Genomic DNA, 15,894 nt, shown 5'->3' on the forward strand with positions numbered 1-15,894 from the left:
CGGTTTTTTCTTTCAAGATGATTGCCTTAGCAGCCGTAGTGCGTTGATTGTCACCAGAACGGTCGCGCCGGTATCGGCCAGAATTGCTGGCCAGAGGCCAGTGATCCCCAGCACCGTGGTCACAAGGAATACCGCTTTAAGACCAAGTGCGATTGTAATATTCTGATGAATATTACTCATAGTCCGCTTCGACAGATCGACCATCGCAGCCACATCACCGACGCGACCATGCAACACCGCTGCATCCGCCGTTTCCAGCGCCACATCCGTACCGCCACCCATGGCGATGCCAACATCGGCCGCAGCAAGCGCTGGCGCGTCATTGATACCGTCGCCAACCTTGGCAACAACCTGACCCGCATTGCGAAACTCGCCAACGATCCGCTGCTTGTCTTCCGGCAGGAGTTCGGCACGCACTTCGATGCCCAGATCCTTGCCGATAGCTTCTGCCGTGCGACGATTATCGCCGGTCAGCATAACGGTCCGAATACCGGCATCCTTCAGCGTCTTAAGCCCAGCGATCGCATCCGCGCGCGGCTCGTCACGCATGGCTATGGCACCTGCAATTTTGCCGTCTGCAACCAGAACAGAAACCGTCTTACCCTCATCATTACAGGCAGCAATCCGCGCCGCTAGATCGTCCGGAATGACAGAGATTTCATTGGCAGCCTTGCGCGAACCCAAGAACAGCTCAATCCCATCAGCTTTACCTGACACACCCTTGCCGCCATGTGCCTTACCTGCCGAAACGGCTGAGAGTTTCAGGCCACGCGTATCTGATGCACCGACAATCGCTAAGGCTAACGGATGGCTTGAACCTGCATCAAGAGATGCAGCCAGACGCAAGACTTCTTCTTCTGAAAGTGCGCCGGGCAGAACATCCGTTACCTGCGGCTTGCCTTCTGTCAGCGTACCGGTTTTGTCGAAACAGGCGGTCGTAATCTTGCCTATGGTTTCAAGAACTGCGCCCCCCTTCAGCAACAGCCCGCGCCTCGCACCGGCCGAAAGCGATGCCGCGATGGCAGCAGGTGTCGAAATAACCAGCGCACAGGGGCAACCGATCAGCAGAATGGCCAGACCTTTATAAATCCACTCACCCCATTCAGCACCCGCGACCAGCGGCGGCAGAATGGCAACCAGAGCCGCCACGACAACAACGCCCGGCGTATAGTAAGTCGAGAAGCGATTGATGAAACGCTCTGTGGGTGCTTTGGCTTCCTGTGCTTCCTCAACCAGCCGCACAACACGCGCAATCGTGTTGTCCTGCGCTGCGGCTGTCACTTTCACCCGCAACAGCCCGTCGCCATTGATGGTGCCTGCAAAGACGCTGTCGCCGACTGCCTTGCCGACAGGCGTGCTTTCACCCGTGACGGGTGCTTCATCGATTGCACTTTCACCCGAAATGATCTCGCCATCCGCAGGCATACGATCACCGGGACGCACCGCAATCACGTCGCCCACGCTCAGCTCTTCCGCTGGTACTTCTTTTGTGGAGCCATTGCTTTCCAAAAAGGCGGTCTTCGGCACCAATGCCGTCAGCGACTGAATGCTTGCGCGCGCCTTGCCTGCGGCCACACCTTCCAGCAATTCACCAACCAGAAACAGGAAGACGACAGCCGCAGCTTCTTCGGTCGCACCGATGATGACAGCGCCAATGGCCGCAATAGTCATCAGCATTTCAATCGAAAACGGCGTGCCATTGATGGCTGCGGAATAAGCACGCTTTGCAATCGGTATGAGGCCGATCAGCATTGCAGCCGTAAAGGCCCATAATTCAATCGGCGGATAAAGATGGCCAACAATATAGGCAACCACCAGACCACCGCCACAGGCGAGCATCATCTGGCCCTTGCCGCTCTGCCACCAGCGCTTCGGTTTTGCAGGCACCTTTGGCTGGATTTTGAGCGCCCCTGTCGATTGCGCGCTGGCTTTGTAGCCAAGTGCCGTAACCTTCGCGGCAATCTCGTCAACACTGGCCGAGCCGTCATGATTGACGGTCATGGTGCCATTTGTCACGGAAACAGACACATCCTGCACCCCGCCGACACGACGAACAGCCGTGTCGATCTTGGCGGCACAGGACGCACAATCCATACCCTCCACGCTGAAGCGTAAACTATCAGCGCCCGCTGTAATCTGCTTTGCTTCGGGTTCGTCATGAGCGTGATCATGATGAGCGTGGTCGTGCTTGTGGTCATGATCATGGCCGCTACAGCCTGCATGGTCATGGTTATGGTCATGGTCGTGATCGTGATCGTGATCGTGATGCTCATGCTTGGCAGGCGCTTTTTCGTCAGCCAATGGTTCGATGCCATAGCCAAGACTACGGACCTTTTTGGCAACACTTTCCAGATCACTGCTGCCATCATGGCGCACCGTCATCATGCCCGTCGTCACCGACACGGAAACATCCTCCACGCCCGAAACGCGGCGCACAGCCGTATCGATTTTCGTCGCGCAGGATGCGCAATCCATGCCTTCAACGCGAAAGCGGTTTTGTTTCAAAATCTCGTTCATGACCTGCCCCTATCGAGACCACTCTTGAATTGTCTGAAACAAGGTCTACATCCTCTAGTGACTAGAGGAGCAAGAGAAAAAATGATTACCAATGTTCCGATTGGCGAAGCATCGAAAGCCAGCGGTGTGAAAGTGCCAACTATCCGTTATTACGAGCAAATCGGGCTTCTCCCGGTGCCTCCGCGCACGGAAGGCAATCGCCGCCTTTATGACAATGCCGATATTCAGCGGCTGTTATTCATCCGCCATGCGCGCGATCTGGGCTTTGAAGTGGATGCGATCCGCACGCTTTTAGACCTTCAGGACAATCCAGACCAGTCGTGCGCTGCAGCTGATTCTATTGCACGCGCGCGCCTGATCGATGTCGAGCATCGCATCACCAAACTATTGTCTTTGAAAACTGAACTTTTGCGGATGCTGGATTGCACGGCACATGGCCGTATTGACCAGTGCCGCGTTATCGAAATCCTGGGCAATCACGAGGAATGCGTACATCCGAAGCACTGAACTTCAGACGCAACCATCAATAAGCGGCCATCGCCTTACTGTATCTTCTCGAATCGCGTCGCCTCGATTTTCAGCGTCCCGAGCTGCGTGCCTATGCGGGCAACAACCGGCGCATAGATGCCGGAATTGCCTAATGAAGCGAAAGAGATCGTCATCTTGCTGCGCGTGCTCAGATAGTCGATGGCCTTCTTGCCCTTTTGGTAGCCCGAGATCGGTACGAACTTGGCCGAACAGATCACCGATTCGCCCGTAAAGCCTTCCGTCGTGAAAGATTCTGTACCGTTGAACGCCAACCGGATGTCGGCACGGGTCTGACCATCGAAAACTTGAAGCGTGCGATTGCACACGGCTTTTGGATCTTTGGTTGGAATCATCAGCGCACTGAGCGGGTCACTCACATTGACCAGATCATTGGGGGCTGTTTCCACCCATGGATCGCGCTTTTTAACCGGCGGCAGATTTTCCGATTCCGTCACATTGCCACTCGAAAAACGTATCTTGGTACTCTTGTTCTTTCGCCCATGCTTGTAAGCAAGATCGAAAGCGGATGGAATAACTTTACCCTGAACCGAGTTGCCGCCAACATAGACGGTGCCGTCCGTATCATCGAAAACGCGCGCGATGCCTGATGTCTTGAAGCGGCCATTCACACCGTAACTTGAACCTTTGACGGTGGTTTCAATCGCAGAACGCGCGATCGAAAGGCCGAACATCGAGATTTCATACTCTGTTCGGTAGAGAGCGTCTGCCTGAGCGCTGCTTATTGCAGCCACACTCGCAATCGCCAATCCGGTTAGCAATGCAACACCCCGCCGCGCTGCCCCATTCTGCATCCACTCGCTTTTCACCGGCTTGAAGAAATGCGATTGCTCGATCATGCCAGATTTTCCTTTCACGATATTCGCCCCGTGAAGCACCGTGCACCCGCACGAACAGTGCCCCAGCAATCCAAATCCACGCATCGCGTCAGCAAAACCGATTCTGTTTTTCCGACCCATGCTGTAGTTTGTCTTTGCGCTTTTGACTATAAATGGCTCCAAATCTGCGTAGAATTCTCTTTCAGCATTAACTGTCGAACAGCAAAAATCGGCGAAGTTATGATCGGGAGGGTCTTCCGATACCGCAAAAGGCCGTAAATGCGCGCCTTTGGGCCATCATGGCGGAATCTATCTTGACTGTAATCGCTACTCTCACTATAGAAACGCGACTTTCCCAATAGGCCGCCTGTCCGAGATCGCGCGCCAGCAGCAGAAATACTGCTATGATTGCGTTGAATTCGGACATTCGAGTCGGGGCCTGAGAAACAAAAATTTGAAGGTGAGACCAAAATGTCCCGCGCTTGTGAATTGACCGGCACCTCGGTCCAGTACGGCAACAATGTAAGCCACGCGAACAACCGTACGCGTCGTCGCTTTCTGCCGAACCTCTGCAACGTTACGCTGATGTCCGAAGTTCTCGGCCAGAGCTATCGTCTGCGCATCTCCGCTTCTGCTCTGCGTTCGGTTGAGCATCGCGGTGGTCTTGATGCATTCCTCGTCAAGTCTGACGACAAGGAACTTTCGCAGCGCGCTCGCCTGCTGAAGCGTCAGATCGCTAAGAAGCAGGCTGAAGCTGCTGCATAAGCAATCAGCTTTTTAAAGTTTGACAAAAAAGGCTGACTCGCGTCAGCCTTTTTTGCTGGTTCCATCACCCAGGATAAAAAAATGCCTATTACAGGTCCTTCTTTTGCCCGGCTATTGCCGGCGGTGATAGCGATGTGTGCAGCTGTGGCTGCATCGAACATCCTTGTCCAATATCCTTTCCAGCATTTTGGCCTTGGTGAACTGCTCACCTATGGTGCTTTCACCTATCCGGTGGCATTCCTCGTCAATGATCTGACGAATCGCCGCTTCGGTCCATCAGCCGCACGCAAGGTCGTCTATGCCGGTTTTGTGCTGGGCGTCCTCATGTCGATCTGGCTTGCAACCCCGCGTATTGCCATTGCATCCGGCTCGGCATTCCTGATCGCACAGCTCATGGATATTACAGTCTTCAACAGCCTGCGTCAGAAGACCTGGTGGAAGGCACCCTTCGCAGCTGCAATGTTCGGCTCGGTCGTTGATACGATCCTGTTCTTCTCCATCGCCTTTGCTGCAAGCTTTGCGTGGATCGACGCGATGACCGGCATGCCCGATTCGTCGCTGGCAGAACCCGCCTCGTTCCTTGGCCTTGGCGTACCCCTCTGGGCTTCACTGGCTTTCGGTGACTTCTTCGTAAAGGTCGTGATGGGAACGCTGATGCTGGTACCTTATGGTGCCATTCTGGCGATTTTCGCACCGGCACTCTATGCGCCAGACCGCGTCAACGCTGCGAAAAACACTAATCTTTAGAAGTCACGATCCGTTGATCTGAAAAGAAATTGGTTTTTCTCAGCGAGTAAAGCCTATAAGAACCGCGCTTCGATAAAAAGACGGATGATCTTCCGTCTTTCTTTATCGGGGCCATTTTCTATATTGTTCACAAGAAGCATGATCCGCGAAGATTTATTTCCTTAGCGGTCTTAATGCTTCTTCGTTGAGATATTTATATTTAGATAAGGATGAATTAGATGTCCTTTAATAAGGAAAAACTTCCGCTCGTCATTATTACCGGCGCAAGTTCTGGCATTGGCTTGGCTACTGCGAAGATGTTTGCCGATCGCGGCCATCCGTTGCTGCTTCTTGCGCGTCGACTGGACGTCATGGAAAAGCTCAACCTGCCCAACACGCTCTGCAAGTCGGTCGACGTAACCGACCGAAAGGCGCTTGTAACGGCAGTTCAGGAAGCCGAAGCCAAGTTCGGCCCTGCGGATGTCATCGTCAACAATGCCGGTATCATGTTGCTGGGCGATGCAACGAAGCAGAACCCGGATGAATGGGACCGGATGCTTGAGGTCAATGTCAAAGGCCTTCTCAATGGCATCCATGCCGTCTCGGCAGGCATGGTGGCACGCAAACATGGCACCATCATTAACATCAGCTCCGTGGCAGGTCGCAAGACATTCGCTAATCATGTGGCCTATACGGCCACGAAATTCGCCGTACACGGGCTTTCTGAGAATCTGCGTGAGGAACTCTCGCCGCATGACGTTCGCGTTGTGACGATAGCTCCAGGTGCCGTCGAGACCGAACTTCTCAGCCACACCAACGACGCAGGCATCAAGGCAGGCTATGAAGCGTGGAAGAAGGATATGGGTGCGCCTGTGCTTTCAGCGGACGACGTTGCCCGCGCCATTGTCTATGCTTATGACCAGCCACAGGGCGTCTGCATTCGCGAAATCGTGCTCGCGGCAACCCGCCAGCAGGCTTAAAAGAGGCCCGAAAGCGCTTTCCCAAAAGTGGAATCCGGTTTTAAGATAAAATGCGCGCTCAAAATGCCCCTCTATCTTATGCCAAAACTCCATGAGTATGGTTCATGGAGTTTTGGTTAAGCCCGAGCGGCCATTGGACTTTTTCAAGGCGTGATGCGCCAGTGTCTCGGCGCCTTGGTATTATCGTCCGCCTGCGCGACGGCGTCCGCGGCCTTTGCCTTCTGCGCCCCGTTCTTCGAACAGGGATGCAAGCTGCTCGGTCATTGCACCGGCCAGCTCTTCCGCGTCCACGATGGTCACGGCACGCTGATAATAGCGGGTGACGTCATGACCGATACCAATAGCGATCAGCTCAACCGGCGAACGGGTTTCGATCTCTTCGATGACCGCGCGTAAGTGGCGCTCAAGATAATTGCCCGGATTGACCGAAAGCGTTGAATCATCCACCGGCGCACCGTCGGAAATCATCATCAGGATCTTGCGCTGTTCAGGACGAGCCAACAGGCGCTGATGCGCCCAGATCAGCGCTTCACCGTCGATATTTTCCTTGAGCAGGCCTTCGCGCATCATCAGGCCGAGATTGCGTCGTGCGCGGCGCCATGGCGCGTCTGCCCTCTTATAGATGATATGGCGCAAATCGTTGAGGCGGCCCGGATTGGACGGCTTGCCACGACCCAGCCATGCTTCGCGCGACTGACCACCCTTCCAAGCCTTTGTGGTGAAGCCGAGGATTTCGACCTTCACGCCGCAACGCTCCAGCGTGCGGGCAAGAATATCGGCGCAGGTCGCTGCAACCGTGATCGGACGACCACGCATCGAACCGGAATTATCGATAACCAGCGTTACGACCGTATCACGGAAATCCGTATCGCGTTCCATCTTGTAGGAAAGCGGCTGTGTTGGGTCGATAACGATACGCACAAGACGTGCACTATCGAGATAGCCCTCTTCCAGATCAAAATCCCAGGAACGGCTCTGCTGCGCCATCAGACGGCGCTGCAGACGGTTTGCGAGACGTCCAACAACGCCCTGCAGATTGGCCAGCTGCTTGTCGAGGAAGCCGCGCAGACGATCAAGCTCAGCCTCATCGCACAGATCGGTGGCTTCTACTTCCTCATCGAATTCGCGCGTGAAAACATTGTAATCGACATGCTCTGCGAAATTGGCAAAAGGCTGGTTCTGACGGCGCGTGTCGCCCGGCGTTTCCGCATCGACATCTTCGCTGTCGTCCATATCGTCGGAAGCCGCATCGGCGGCATCCATTTCGCCCTGTTCGCCTTCTTCGCTGGAACTGTCCGATTCTTCGCTTTCAGCCGAATCAGAGCCTTCCTGGCTTTCTTCGCCGCCTTCCTCATTTTCGTCTGAGTCGGGCGTCTGTTCGTTATCTTCGTCCTGCTCGTCGCTTTGCTCTTCCTGAGAAAGCTCCTCGGCCATATCCATGGAAGCGAGCATATCGCGCACGGTGCGTGCAAAAGCCTGCTGATCTTCCAGATTTTCGCCAAGACGGGCAAGCTCTGCACCGGCCTTTTGTTCGATCCACTCGCGCCAGAGATCTAGCACAGGGCCAGCTTCGACAGGAGCTTTGCGACCTGTCAGTTTTTCGCGCAACAGAAGCGAGATCGCTTCTTCAAGCGGCGCATCTTCCTTGTCGGTCACATCGGAGAAATTGGCGCGGGCATATTTATCTGCGAGCATAGTCGCAAGATTATCGGCAACACCGGCCATTGCGCGGGCACCAATGGATTCCACACGCGCTTGCTCGACCGCATCATAGATTGCGCGCGCCTGTTTGCCTTCCGGCGCTAGGCTTGCGTGAATACGGGCATTATGGCGCGCCTGTCGCAGCGCCATGGAATCACCCAGACCGCGCGTAACGGCAACATCATGCGCCGTCGGACGTTTTGGCAGATCAGGCAGGCGGGCACGATTGGCGGTCAGCGCCGGACGATCATTGCTGAAAGCCACTTCCAGCTCATTCTCGCCGGAAATAGCGCGCATGGTCGCGGTCATTGCCCGCTTGAACGGTTCGGAATCAACCGGCCCGTTTTTACGCTCGCGCGAATTATCGCCTATTGCTGACTTCTGGCCCGACATCTGCCTATCCTGACTTTATACAAAGCACCGCCGCCCGTTATGGGCGGCAGGTTTCATCCAGCCTTATGCCAATACGATATTGGCAGCAGATTCTGGAAGTTCCTCACCGAAAGCACGCTGATAGAACTCAGCCACCGTCTGGCGCTCAAGCTCATCGCACTTGTTGAGGAAGGTCAGGCGGAATGCAAAGCCGACATCATTGAAGATCGCGGCATTTTCAGACCATGTAATGACGGTACGCGGGCTCATCACGGTCGAAAGATCGCCGTTGATGAAAGCCTGACGGGTCATGTCGGCAACGCGAACCATCTTGTTCACGATCTCACGGCCTTCCGCATTCTGGTAATGCTTGGCCTTGGCGAGAACGATGTTCACTTCGTTGTCGTGTGGCAGATAGTTGAGCGTGGTGACGATCGACCAGCGGTCCATTTGGGCCTGGTTGATCTGCTGCGTGCCGTGATAAAGGCCGGTCGTGTCGCCCAAACCAACGGTGTTGGCGGTCGCAAACAGACGGAAAGCCGGGTGCGGGTGGATAACGCGGCTCTGGTCGAGCAAGGTCAGACGGCCCGAAGTTTCCAGAACGCGCTGGATCACGAACATGACGTCCGGGCGACCCGCATCATACTCGTCGAAAACCAGCGCAACATTGTGCTGATAGGCCCAAGGCAGAATGCCGTCCTTGAATTCAGTAACCTGCATACCGTCTTTTACGACGATTGCATCCTTACCGACGAGATCGATACGGCTGACATGGCTGTCGAGGTTGACGCGAACGCAAGGCCAGTTGAGGCGTGCAGCGACCTGTTCGATATGGGTCGACTTACCGGTGCCGTGATAGCCTGAAACCATCACGCGGCGGTTAAATGCAAAACCTGCGAGGATCGCGAGCGTCGTCTGACGGTCGAAAAGATAATCCGGATCGCGTTCCGGCACATAGGAATCGCCTGCCGCATAGGCCGGCACCCGCATGTCGGAATCAATTCCGAACACTTCGCGCACCGAAACCGTTGTATCCGGCAAATTGGCTATATCCCGCTCAACCTTGTTCATCATGCCTCCAGAGCGGCAGGACTGTCCGGCCGCGACATTCAAATTCGATCAGGGAGCCTTTCGGTGAACCGGATGACGCCCTTCTGTTCAGTTGCGGGCATCCGTAATCGCATCTGCGCGCAAGCGCAGTAGATGAATGTCCGTCAGGGCATTGAACATGCCCTGATACTCGGCCTCATAAAGCCCACAGAGGCTTTAGCAAAAACCTGCTGTCTTGAGCAATTGATAAGCCTGAATGACCTCGCGAAATCTTTCTTCAGACCCGCGGTCACCACCATTTGCATCGGGATGGTGTTGCTTCACAAGTTCTTTATAGCGCGACTTAATCATATCGCTAGTCGAATTTGCATCAAGACCGAGCGTCGCAAGCGCCTTTACTTCCAAAGTGCGCGGTTTACGCTGCACAGCTTTGGCAGTACCGGGATTGCTTTTCGCATCTTTGACGAAATTGAACGGATCGCGCAGACGATTGTGATAGGCAGCCGAACCCGAACGACGGGTCGCCATATCCGGCGACGTGCGTGCGGAAGCGGTGGAGTTGGATGCCGTCGACCAAGTCGGGCGATTGCCAGTGATCGCATCCTTCTGGAATTTCGAGATTTCGCCGTCGGACAAACCGGAGAAATAATTGAAATTCTTATTATATTCCCGGACATGATCCACGCAGAAATGAAGGTATTCACCCTCGCGCATGCGCCCGACCGGCGCACGATGCGTGCCCGGCTTATCGCAACCGTCCCACTGGCAGCAGGGACCGCTGGACTTCTTTTCCGCTTCCTTCTTGGGACGGATGCGGATGCTGTCGAAAAGTTTTGAGTGCGTTGTCATCGAATCGGATTATGCGAATTAAGAGTGACTAAACAAGAATTGACATTTCATCCTGAATGGTTTTGGCCATGAATTCAGGGCGAAATTTTGATGCAGATTGCAATTCCTGTGCGGATTTGCCCCACGGGTTGCCGCCGAGGCGACGTCTATATGAGGCACAACGTCTATATGGGGAGAACTGGCCAAAATGTCCATTCACAATAGCAAACAATCTTCAATGGAAGCCAAGCTTAGTGCAGCTTTCTCTCCGGAACGGCTTGAAATCATAAATGAAAGCCACCTCCATGCAGGCCATCATCACGAAGATCGTGGCCATCATGAGGTCTATGATGGTACCGGCGAAACACATTTTCGCGTGCGCATCGTATCTGCCAAGTTTGAGGGTATGAGTCGCATCGCGCGCCATCGCGCCATCAACGATCTTTTAAAAGAAGAGCTGGAAACCGGCGTTCACGCACTCGCACTGGAACCTACCGCGCCCGGTGAAACGACGCGCCGCTGATGTTTTATGCTGACGCCTTAAGCCATTTGCGCAGACGACCACGCGCATTGGCATAGGGCGAGGACGTGTTGAACTGGATCATGCGGCCCAGCGTATATTTTTCATACCAGAGGACGCCGTAAAGCTCAGTGTCCGTGCGCGCCTTGATTAAGGTCAGCAGCGCATTCTTTGCCGTTTCAAATCGCGATAAAAGCGCTTCAAAGGATAGCGTTTCGTAATCCCGGTAAAACTTGGCCGCTAAAGCACCAAGTTCATTCCATTTAAAATCTGTTTCCGGAAAATCGACTGCAAGCCCCTGATCACGCCGCTCGCACCATTTGAGCACCAGCTCGTTCCATCCGGTCAGATAGGCGACGAGATCATGCACGCTCATCAGCGTGCCCTTTGCATGACCTTCCATGGTTCTGGATTTGGCCTGCTCCGGCTTAACGCGTGAAAGATCGAGCACGAGCCGCGCATAATTTGTTTCAATTGCCTCAAGCAGTTCGTGTTTGCTGGATGGCACAGCCATCAGGATGAAACCTTCGCAACGACGACACCAGAAAGCGGTTTGCCATCGGCATCCAGCGGCACGATGCGCAGACGTGTGAGGCGGTTCTTTTCTTTTTTCAGCACCGAGAAGCGCTTTCCGTGGAAGGTAAATGCCTGCTTCACTTCCGGTATGGTCTGCGTTTCATGAATCACCAGGCCGGCAACGGTGGTCGCTTCCTCATCCGGAAGCTTCCAGCCGAGCGCGCGGTTGAGATCACGGATCGGCAAAGAGCCATCGACCAGAATGGAACCATCCGGCTGCAACCGCAGACCCTGCATGTCGATATCGTGTTCATCGGAAATGTCGCCGACAATCTCTTCGAGAATATCTTCCAGCGTTACCAATCCCTGCACATCACCGTATTCGTCAACAACGACGGCAATATGCGCCTTGCGGCGAAGAAACGCGTCAAGCTGGTCCTGAAGTGTGGTTGTGTCAGGCACAAACCACGGTTTGCGCGCCACTTTCATGATGTCGATGCGGGAAAAATCATTATCGACATCGTAAAGCGCGCGCAGCAGGTCCTTGGTATGGATGATGCCGACTATATTATCGATCTCATCCCGCCAGACCGGCATACGCGTGTGTGGGCTTGCAAGAATATCACCGACGATCTGATCGGCAGGCGCATCAGCATTGATCGTGCCCATGGATGTGCGATGCACCATGACATCGCTGACTTCCAGTTCTTTAAGATCCAGCAGACCGCCAAGCTGATCACGATCTTCCTTGATCAGCGATTTATCGCGGTGCAGCACTTCGACCGCACCGCGCAATTCTTCCTGTGCGGAAAGCATCGAACGGCCGGATGCGAGATTAACACCGAACAATCGGAGAATTTTGCGCACGATCCAGTTCACCAGCCCCGAAACCGGGCCGAGAAAAGTTACAACCGCTGAAACAGGGCGTGCAACATTCAACGAGAATCGGTCAGGGCTGGAAATGGCCCAGGATTTGGGCAGCACTTCAGCAAAAATGACCAGAATGATTGTCATCGCCAGCGTCGAATAAGCCACCCCTGCATCACCAAACAGGTGCAAGAAGATATTGGCAGCAATCGACGAGGCAAGAATATTGGCGAGGTTGTTGCCAATCAGAAGCACACCGATCAGCCGGTCGCGCCTTCCAATGAGATATTGAACCACTGTTGCGCGTTCATCGCCATTATGCGCGTAAGTGAGCATTCGGGCGCGGGATGCGGCGGTCAGTGCCGTCTCCGCGCCGGAAAAAAAGCCCGACAGAATGATGCAGAGCAGGATGATGCCACACATGATCCATAGCTCGAAAATCATTCTCGTATTCCTTTCAGGGTCAGACGGAGAGGCGTTCCTTCAGAAATTCCAATACTGCTGCAGGCGGTACGTCCTTGGCAATGAAGGATTGACCGATGCCGTGCGTCAGAATGAATGTCAGCGCGCCACGCGCCACTTTCTTGTCCTGTGCAATATAATCCATCAGCTTTTCAGCATCCGGCAGGCCACCCGGCACTTCATGCAACGATGTCGGCAGCCCGACAGCTTTCAGATGCGCTTCAACACGTTCGGCAGCCTCGACGCCACAAAGGTTCATCTTGACCGAAAAGCGATGCGCTAAGGCCATGCCAATGGCAACGCCTTCGCCATGCACCAGACGGCTTGAATCATAGCCGGTCGCGGTTTCAAGCGCATGACCGAATGTGTGTCCGAGATTGAGCAAAGCACGGTCGCCATTCTCACGCTCGTCGCGCGCCACAACCGCGGCCTTCGAACGGCAGGATTCGGCAATTGCTTGTGTGCGTGCAGCACCACCTGCAAAGACTTCACCCCAGTTCTTTTCAAGCCAGGCGAAGAAATCCGGACGGTCAATCAGGCCGTATTTGGCCACTTCTGCATAGCCTGCCCGGAATTCACGCTCACTCAGTGTATCAAGCACTTCCGTATCGGCCAGCACAAGCTGTGGCTGATAAAACACGCCGACAAGGTTCTTGCCAAACTGCGTGTTGATGCCGGTCTTGCCGCCAACGGACGAATCCACCTGTGCAAGCAACGAGGTTGGCATCTGAACGAAATTCATGCCGCGACGTACGATACCGGCAACAAAGCCGGACAGATCACCCACAACACCGCCGCCAAAAGCCACAACCGCATCGCCACGTTCAAGACGAGCAGCCAGCACAGCATTGGTCACAGTTTCCAGTGTCGAGAAGGACTTTGACTTCTCACCGGGCGCCACAATAACCGGCGTGGATTCGATACCTGCACGGGCAAAACTTGCCCTCAGAGCTTCGAGATGAGCCTTGGCAACATTTTCGTCGGTGACGATTGCCACACGAATCCCCGGCAGACGCTTAGCGACTTCTTCGCCAGCGCGCGCGATCAGGCCTTTTCCGATCAGAATTTCATAGGATCGGTCCCCCAGCGAAACCGGAACTGTCACACTGTCGGCGCTCAAAGGGGTATTCATGCAGATAGTCTCCTAATGCATGTTGCGGAAAATTTAGAAGCGGTTTTCCGATAACGACATGCGTAAAAACAACAAAATAGAGCGAGCGTGGCGTTTAAATTTAAGCGCGACACGCTCTATTATCAGGCTTCGCCCTTGGTGAGATGCGCGGTGAGAACGTCGATCAGTTCACGGGCAATCACTTCCTTCTTGTCGTCCCGCGTCATCACATGCAGATCAGCGAGCGCATAAACCGGATAGCGCACGTCCATCAACCGCTGCATCACGCCGCGCGGATCGTCATTCTTGAGAAGTGGGCGGTTCTGACGGCGCGAAACACGATCCATCAGCACATCAAGCTCGGCATTCAGCCAGATGGACACGCCATTGGCAGCAATCGCCTCACGGGTTTCGGCATTCATATAGGCACCGCCACCGGTGGCAAGCACCATCGGACCATCTTCAAGCAGCCGCAGGATAACCCGGCGCTCCAGATCCCGAAACTCGGCTTCGCCATAGGCATCGAAAAGTTCAGGCACGGTCATACGGGCTGCAGATTCAATCTCATTATCCGCATCTTTAAACGGCAGTCCGAGCATGGTCGCGACCTTGCGGCCGACGGTCGATTTTCCTGCCCCCATCAGCCCAACAAGAACAACGACTTTCGCACCAAGAAGCTGACGGACGGCATCCGCTTGCTCGTTAAGATTTGTCTGTTTTGTTGTGCTGCTCATTGACCTCATCCATTTCCTCCGGTTCCACATGAAAAACCGTGCGGCGTCAATCGCTTTCATCGGCTAAAGTGAACCGGACATGGGTTTTTATGCGCCGGAACTGCCCGTCCTTGCTTTCGTCTCAATAGCACAGCATAAACGCTTCATGCCCACGCTGACGCGCATCATTGCCTTGCTCGCTGTTATTGCCGCCATAGTCTATGGCGCAATGTTCTCACTTGCCAACTTTGTGAAACCGACGACCCACGAAATTACGGTCGAGATTCCCTCATCAAAACTGAAGCAGACCGTCGTGGCACCGCCACCGCCTGCCGTATCGGACAATGAACCGGTAACAAGCGAAACGGGACAGGAGTAATATGCGCGCTTCACTGGCCATCGAAAACTTTCTTGAAATGATGAGCGCTGAACGTGGAGCTGCTGGCAACACGCTTGAATCCTATCGCCGCGATCTTGAAGCTGCGGCCGATGTGATGCAGACGCGTGGCGTCAATCTGGCAGAAGCGAAGACCGAAGATGTCCGCCATGTTCTCGATGGCATGTCGAACGAAGGCTTTGCCGCCACCTCGCAGGCACGGCGTCTTTCGGCACTCAGGCAATTCTTCCGTTTTCTCTATTCGGAAGGCTTCCGGCAGGACGATCCGACCGGCGTTATCGATGCCCCTAAAAAGCAGAAGCCGCTGCCAAAAATCATGAGCGTCGAAAATGTCGGCCGTCTTCTTGATCGCGCCGATCTTGAGGCAAAGGAAGCGCCGGAACCGGCTGAGCGTATCAAGGCGCTGCGTCTGCACGCACTACTTGAAACACTTTATGCAACGGGCCTGCGTGTCTCGGAGCTGGTCACGCTGCCAGTCAGTGTGGCACGCACCGATCATCGTTTTCTGATCGTTCGCGGCAAAGGCTCGAAAGAACGCATGGTCCCACTGTCGCAAAAAGCGCGTGAAGCACTGCAGAATTTTCTCTCTCTGCGCGATTCATTGCCCGGCTATGACGACAATCCCTGGCTGTTTCCGGCTTTCTCCGAAAGCGGTCATCTGGCGCGACAGGTCTTTGCGCGCGAATTAAAAGGGCTTGCAGCACGAACCGGCCTGTCCAGCGCCTCGATCTCTCCGCATGTGCTGCGCCACGCTTTTGCCAGCCATCTTTTGCAAAACGGTGCTGATCTGAGAACCGTGCAGCAATTGCTCGGCCATTCGGATATTTCTACCACCCAAATCTATACGCATGTTCTGGAAGAAAGACTGCATAAGCTGGTAAGTGAACATCACCCGCTTGCCGATTAAGCGCTCTGCAGGTAAGAGAATTTCAGAAAAATTTGCAAGATGCGCATGAAGTAAATATGTAAGGCGTCGTAAAACAGCCGTTTTCTAGCGTGTTTTAT

The 15,894-nt window shown here is 54.4% G+C and carries 16 protein-coding genes; 7 read left to right on the forward strand and 9 right to left on the reverse strand.

Annotation, left to right across the window (positions count from 1 at the left end; translation table 11 throughout):
* Positions 1 to 12: 12 nt before the first annotated feature.
* Positions 13 to 2,517, reverse strand: coding sequence for a heavy metal translocating P-type ATPase (locus CEV34_RS06395; RefSeq protein WP_039859350.1), 2,505 nt, complete (start codon positions 2,515 to 2,517; stop codon positions 13 to 15).
* An 84-nt stretch (positions 2,518 to 2,601) separates the two neighbouring features.
* Here CEV34_RS06395 and CEV34_RS06400 point away from each other — a divergent pair, with 84 nt between their 5' ends.
* On the forward strand, positions 2,602 to 3,024 hold the full coding sequence (locus CEV34_RS06400) for a MerR family transcriptional regulator (protein ID WP_171380038.1): 423 nt from the start codon (positions 2,602 to 2,604) through the stop codon (positions 3,022 to 3,024).
* A 35-nt stretch (positions 3,025 to 3,059) separates the two neighbouring features.
* On the opposite strand, the gene CEV34_RS06405 is transcribed toward CEV34_RS06400, so the two are convergent.
* On the reverse strand, positions 3,060 to 3,857 hold the full coding sequence (locus CEV34_RS06405) for a DUF3108 domain-containing protein (RefSeq protein ID WP_235819019.1): 798 nt from the start codon (positions 3,855 to 3,857) through the stop codon (positions 3,060 to 3,062).
* Positions 3,858 to 4,352: 495 nt separating this feature from the next.
* Here CEV34_RS06405 and rpmB point away from each other — a divergent pair, with 495 nt between their 5' ends.
* The 3 genes from rpmB (at position 4,353) to CEV34_RS06420 (ending at position 6,352) form a co-directional block, all read left to right on the forward strand.
* On the forward strand, positions 4,353 to 4,646 hold the full coding sequence (gene rpmB, locus CEV34_RS06410) for a 50S ribosomal protein L28 (RefSeq protein ID WP_007872272.1): 294 nt from the start codon (positions 4,353 to 4,355) through the stop codon (positions 4,644 to 4,646).
* A gap of 81 nt (positions 4,647 to 4,727) precedes the next feature.
* Complete coding sequence (locus CEV34_RS06415) at positions 4,728 to 5,393, forward strand: queuosine precursor transporter (protein WP_039859351.1); 666 nt, start codon at positions 4,728 to 4,730, stop codon at positions 5,391 to 5,393.
* 218 nt (positions 5,394 to 5,611) lie between these two features.
* Positions 5,612 to 6,352, forward strand: a complete 741-nt coding sequence (locus tag CEV34_RS06420) for an SDR family oxidoreductase (RefSeq protein ID WP_007872280.1) — start codon at positions 5,612 to 5,614, stop codon at positions 6,350 to 6,352.
* 180 nt (positions 6,353 to 6,532) lie between these two features.
* Here CEV34_RS06420 and cobT read toward each other — a convergent pair whose 3' ends face one another.
* The 3 genes from cobT to CEV34_RS06435 all read right to left on the reverse strand — a co-directional run bounded on the left by cobT (position 6,533) and on the right by CEV34_RS06435 (position 10,324).
* The gene (gene cobT / locus CEV34_RS06425) at positions 6,533 to 8,446 is read right to left on the reverse strand and encodes a cobaltochelatase subunit CobT (RefSeq protein ID WP_007872281.1); all 1,914 of its coding nucleotides are present in this window, start codon (positions 8,444 to 8,446) and stop codon (positions 6,533 to 6,535) included.
* A gap of 63 nt (positions 8,447 to 8,509) precedes the next feature.
* On the reverse strand, positions 8,510 to 9,496 hold the full coding sequence (gene cobS, locus CEV34_RS06430; protein WP_007872282.1) for a cobaltochelatase subunit CobS: 987 nt from the start codon (positions 9,494 to 9,496) through the stop codon (positions 8,510 to 8,512).
* Positions 9,497 to 9,691: 195 nt separating this feature from the next.
* The gene (locus CEV34_RS06435) at positions 9,692 to 10,324 is read right to left on the reverse strand and encodes a J domain-containing protein (protein ID WP_007872284.1); all 633 of its coding nucleotides are present in this window, start codon (positions 10,322 to 10,324) and stop codon (positions 9,692 to 9,694) included.
* A 187-nt stretch (positions 10,325 to 10,511) separates the two neighbouring features.
* Here CEV34_RS06435 and CEV34_RS06440 point away from each other — a divergent pair, with 187 nt between their 5' ends.
* Positions 10,512 to 10,826: a BolA family protein gene (locus CEV34_RS06440; RefSeq protein WP_007872286.1), complete on the forward strand. Its 315-nt coding sequence runs from the start codon at positions 10,512 to 10,514 to the stop codon at positions 10,824 to 10,826.
* A gap of 4 nt (positions 10,827 to 10,830) precedes the next feature.
* Here CEV34_RS06440 and CEV34_RS06445 read toward each other — a convergent pair whose 3' ends face one another.
* The 4 genes from CEV34_RS06445 to CEV34_RS06460 all read right to left on the reverse strand — a co-directional run bounded on the left by CEV34_RS06445 (position 10,831) and on the right by CEV34_RS06460 (position 14,513).
* Complete coding sequence (locus tag CEV34_RS06445) at positions 10,831 to 11,337, reverse strand: ClbS/DfsB family four-helix bundle protein (RefSeq protein WP_007872288.1); 507 nt, start codon at positions 11,335 to 11,337, stop codon at positions 10,831 to 10,833.
* On the reverse strand, positions 11,337 to 12,650 hold the full coding sequence (locus CEV34_RS06450) for an HlyC/CorC family transporter (RefSeq protein WP_007872290.1): 1,314 nt from the start codon (positions 12,648 to 12,650) through the stop codon (positions 11,337 to 11,339). Before CEV34_RS06450 ends, CEV34_RS06445 begins: the two co-directional genes overlap by 1 nt.
* A gap of 19 nt (positions 12,651 to 12,669) precedes the next feature.
* Entirely contained in the window at positions 12,670 to 13,800 is a 1,131-nt protein-coding gene (gene aroB, locus CEV34_RS06455; RefSeq protein WP_007872291.1) for a 3-dehydroquinate synthase, read from the reverse strand.
* A 122-nt stretch (positions 13,801 to 13,922) separates the two neighbouring features.
* Entirely contained in the window at positions 13,923 to 14,513 is a 591-nt protein-coding gene (locus CEV34_RS06460; RefSeq protein ID WP_094543474.1) for a shikimate kinase, read from the reverse strand.
* A gap of 145 nt (positions 14,514 to 14,658) precedes the next feature.
* On the opposite strand from CEV34_RS06460, the gene CEV34_RS06465 reads away from it, so the two are divergent.
* A complete protein-coding gene (locus tag CEV34_RS06465; protein ID WP_051063898.1) occupies positions 14,659 to 14,871 on the forward strand; it encodes a hypothetical protein in 213 nt (70 codons plus the stop codon).
* A gap of 1 nt (position 14,872) precedes the next feature.
* Positions 14,873 to 15,796: a site-specific tyrosine recombinase XerD gene (gene xerD / locus CEV34_RS06470; protein WP_007872297.1), complete on the forward strand. Its 924-nt coding sequence runs from the start codon at positions 14,873 to 14,875 to the stop codon at positions 15,794 to 15,796.
* The last annotated feature ends 98 nt before the right edge of the window (positions 15,797 to 15,894 follow it).

The organism is Brucella pseudogrignonensis, from assembly GCF_002252525.1.
GTDB lineage: Bacteria > Pseudomonadota > Alphaproteobacteria > Rhizobiales > Rhizobiaceae > Brucella > Brucella pseudogrignonensis.

Bases quoted from the DNA above. Each gene is read 5' to 3' on its own strand.
- CEV34_RS06435 (WP_007872284.1), bottom strand. From the start codon at position 10,324: ATGACAACGCACTCAAAACTTTTCGACAGCATCCGCATCCGTCCCAAG.
- cobT (WP_007872281.1), bottom strand. From the start codon at position 8,446: ATGTCGGGCCAGAAGTCAGCAATAGGCGATAATTCGCGCGAGCGTAAA.
- xerD (WP_007872297.1), top strand. From the start codon at position 14,873: ATGCGCGCTTCACTGGCCATCGAAAACTTTCTTGAAATGATGAGCGCT.
- CEV34_RS06420 (WP_007872280.1), top strand. From the start codon at position 5,612: ATGTCCTTTAATAAGGAAAAACTTCCGCTCGTCATTATTACCGGCGCA.
- aroB (WP_007872291.1), bottom strand. From the start codon at position 13,800: ATGAATACCCCTTTGAGCGCCGACAGTGTGACAGTTCCGGTTTCGCTG.
- CEV34_RS06405 (WP_235819019.1), bottom strand. From the start codon at position 3,857: ATGCAGAATGGGGCAGCGCGGCGGGGTGTTGCATTGCTAACCGGATTG.
- CEV34_RS06450 (WP_007872290.1), bottom strand. From the start codon at position 12,650: ATGATTTTCGAGCTATGGATCATGTGTGGCATCATCCTGCTCTGCATC.
- CEV34_RS06465 (WP_051063898.1), top strand. From the start codon at position 14,659: ATGCCCACGCTGACGCGCATCATTGCCTTGCTCGCTGTTATTGCCGCC.
- cobS (WP_007872282.1), bottom strand. From the start codon at position 9,496: ATGAACAAGGTTGAGCGGGATATAGCCAATTTGCCGGATACAACGGTT.
- CEV34_RS06415 (WP_039859351.1), top strand. From the start codon at position 4,728: ATGCCTATTACAGGTCCTTCTTTTGCCCGGCTATTGCCGGCGGTGATA.
- CEV34_RS06445 (WP_007872288.1), bottom strand. From the start codon at position 11,337: ATGGCTGTGCCATCCAGCAAACACGAACTGCTTGAGGCAATTGAAACA.
- CEV34_RS06460 (WP_094543474.1), bottom strand. From the start codon at position 14,513: ATGAGCAGCACAACAAAACAGACAAATCTTAACGAGCAAGCGGATGCC.
- CEV34_RS06440 (WP_007872286.1), top strand. From the start codon at position 10,512: ATGTCCATTCACAATAGCAAACAATCTTCAATGGAAGCCAAGCTTAGT.
- CEV34_RS06395 (WP_039859350.1), bottom strand. From the start codon at position 2,517: ATGAACGAGATTTTGAAACAAAACCGCTTTCGCGTTGAAGGCATGGAT.
- rpmB (WP_007872272.1), top strand. From the start codon at position 4,353: ATGTCCCGCGCTTGTGAATTGACCGGCACCTCGGTCCAGTACGGCAAC.